Annotated in this window: 2 protein-coding genes and 1 pseudogene; 1 reads left to right on the top strand and 2 read right to left on the bottom strand. The window is 56.6% G+C overall.

Annotated elements, in window-relative coordinates; all coding sequences use genetic code 11:
- Positions 1-471: 471 nt before the first annotated feature.
- Positions 472-1,410 carry a DUF535 family protein gene (locus tag ABIB28_RS18430; protein ID WP_354289559.1) on the top strand — a complete coding sequence of 313 codons (939 nt, stop codon included), beginning with the start codon at positions 472-474 and terminating at the stop codon, positions 1,408-1,410.
- Positions 1,411-1,502: 92 nt separating this feature from the next.
- On the opposite strand, the gene ABIB28_RS18425 is transcribed toward ABIB28_RS18430, so the two are convergent.
- Both ABIB28_RS18425 and ABIB28_RS18420 read right to left on the bottom strand, forming a co-directional pair.
- A complete protein-coding gene (locus ABIB28_RS18425) occupies positions 1,503-1,892 on the bottom strand; it encodes a hypothetical protein (RefSeq protein ID WP_354289557.1) in 390 nt (129 codons plus the stop codon).
- A gap of 157 nt (positions 1,893-2,049) precedes the next feature.
- Positions 2,050-2,562 (bottom strand): annotated as a pseudogene (locus ABIB28_RS18420) (IS110 family RNA-guided transposase); the annotation flags it as partial.
- Between the last annotated feature and the right edge of the window lie 100 nt (positions 2,563-2,662).

Genomic DNA, 2,662 nt, shown 5'->3' with positions numbered 1-2,662 from the left:
CATGGCATCCCTGTCAGCCATCACCTGCTCGGCCAGCTTGGCGAGGTTGCCGATGCCGGGGTTGGCAACGTGGCCCAGCTCAGCAAGATGCGCTCCGCTACGACAAACTCGCCACCAACTTCCTCGGCGCGATATATCTCGTAGCCGCCATCACCTGGTGGTTATGAGTCCTGACCCTAGCGACATTCGTGCGCGAGGGGCACCCGACCGTGCTGACGAAGACGGGCCGGGTGCTCCTCGGCGTATATTTCCGCGTGGCCGAATGGTGGCTTGGTTATGATGGGCGGGGTGATTAGAGCTTAGCCGGGTCGCCGACTCGAAGACGCTACGACGGGGATAATGATATTCTGGGCGGCGATAGCGGCTGACGCCTCGCTCGCGATCAGCCGTTATTTAGGCCGCGATAATGGTTTACGCTCACCATATCACGTGTAAGGCAACCACATTACCGAGTGATCTGGAAGGGTTTTTGTGGCTGTTGCGACGAGAGAAGATGTAATTGCCTGCTACAGGAACATCTTAGGCCGGGAGCCGGAGAACGAAGCGGTGATTTCATTCCGGATCGGATCAGACCTCTGGGATTTGATCCGCGAATTCTCTCACTCCCTCGAACACAGCGCCAGGTTGAATAGGCATTCCTGCTATTCTTTTCGAAAGTTTGAACGGTCTCACTATCTCGCACAGTCTTTGAGCTCTGCCATCAGAGCGTCAGCTCTAATTCATAACTATGCAGAGCTACGGAGATTATTACAGGCGAAATATCTCACAAGCCTGTTTGATACAGGTCTTTTAGTTATAGAGGGACTGGCGGATTGCCGAGCGCTCATAATTAGCGCGCATGTATGCGACCAAGTTGTTGACGAAGGCGAGATAACAATCATTGCCACGAATTTTGGACTGCGGCTGGCATATATTTCGTTTACGATCGTGGACGGCTCAGATTTTGGCTTCAACGATAAAAGCGCCATCTTGATTTCACGTATACACGGATGCGTGGGTGTCGGAGAACACATAAAATCCGTTTGTCGGGACTTGGGCGATATGCCGATCCAGCATTTATTGGTGTCGGTCGCTGAGGGGGTTGCCCTCAGTCTCGGGATCAAAAGAGTGATCGGGGTTGAAGCAGTTAACCATCCCGCTTTTGTCCAGGATTCGTTCGACAGATTCGTTAAATCATACGATGATCTTTTCCTTACTCTTGGCGCCGAAACCGGACCGTCAGGCTTTTATCACTACGATTTGCCCCGCGTAGACCGACCGCTAGGGCCGAACTCAAAACACCGCTCGAGGCGCCGGGCCAGACGGACTTTGCGTCGCGCAGTTGCATTGCAAGCTGAGCTGCAGTGGAGCAAATACCTACGGATCGCATCACCGGAACAAAGCGTATTCGAAATCGCGCCGGGCCGTTGACTTTACTGTATCGGCGGCAATAAGGTACGAGGCAGAAAGACACAGCGCTAGCACCATGCGAAAACTCTATTCCTTCATTAGCAGGGGGGGGCTTAAGTATGGCTGACGGTTCGAGTCATCAGGCGATCGGTCTTACGAGCTTGACGCATTAGCGAACGAAGCACTTGCCCTTTAGAGCGCGTCTGCTTCGGCCTCATAATTTGAATCGCGTCTAACGTATCGGTCAGGATGGCCATTTCCGCAGATCTGCACCCATCCGACCACTCACCGCTCTTATGGCGGTTACGGCCTAGAAGGTCTCGAATCGCATTCGATATTGTCAACTGCGTCCGCGATATAGCAAGATCCATGGCGTCAAGGCGATGATCCGCGAGCAGTTCAGCTAAACGATTTATTCCACTTTCAGTGACGCTCAGGTTTAGCTCCCGGATGACCCGGGCAGCAGCCAGTTGGTCCACGATCCATACGCTTGACTTGTTCATCGCTTAACTCCTCCGCAGCAAGCTATGCCGCCCAAGGCGCGACGTCGAGCGTTTTAGCCTGGGTTTGTTCGATCCCCGGTCTGACCGGTTTGTCATCACCACTCAGCTGCCCTTACACCATCCTGCCGCCGGCTTCAGTCGGCGACGAGGACAGCGGTCACGCGGCAGCTGCCGCGTAGACCTCCTTGCGCGTCATCACCGCCCAGGCGATGCGCGCTGTCTTGTTGGCGAGCCCGACGGTCGCGATCTTCACGGGCTTGCGCTCGAGGAGCTGCGCCAGCCAGGGCTGGCGCGTCGCATCCTTGCGCGCCATGCGCATTACGGCGGTGGCGCCGACGACCAGCAGCTTTCGGAGATACCCATCGCCTTGCTTGCTGATGCCCCCAAGGCGCTCCTTGCCACCTGAGCTATTAGCGCGCGGCGTAAGGCCTAGCCACGCGGCGAACTGGCGACCGGATCGGAACAGCGATGCATCAGGGACTGCTGCGGCGATCGCCGATGCTGTGATGGGACCGATGCCGGGGATGGCGGCGAGCCGGCGGCTCGTGTCATCGGCTCGGTGCCAGGCGAGGATCTGCGCCTCGAGCCGATCTACCTCGCTTGCCAGGGATCGCAGCTGAGAACCGATGCCATGAAGCGCTGACCGCGCATGCATCGGAAGCGTCTCTTGGCCTTCGTGCTATGGGCCTGTCAGGATTTCCGTGTGTGGGTGGGCATAACGGGTAAAACGGAGATCCCATATGTCCCGACGCAAAGAGCCTGCAATACCG

The organism is Sphingomonas sp. UYEF23 (assembly GCF_040546165.1).
Classification (GTDB): Bacteria; Pseudomonadota; Alphaproteobacteria; order Sphingomonadales; family Sphingomonadaceae; genus Sphingomonas; species Sphingomonas glacialis.
The sequence above is the reverse complement of the archived record's forward strand: the minus strand, read 5'-3'. Positions and strand labels throughout refer to the sequence as shown.

Coding starts and splice junctions, on each gene's coding strand:
- ABIB28_RS18425 (WP_354289557.1), bottom strand. CDS start 1,892: ATGAACAAGTCAAGCGTATGGATCGTGGACCAACTGGCTGCTGCCCGG.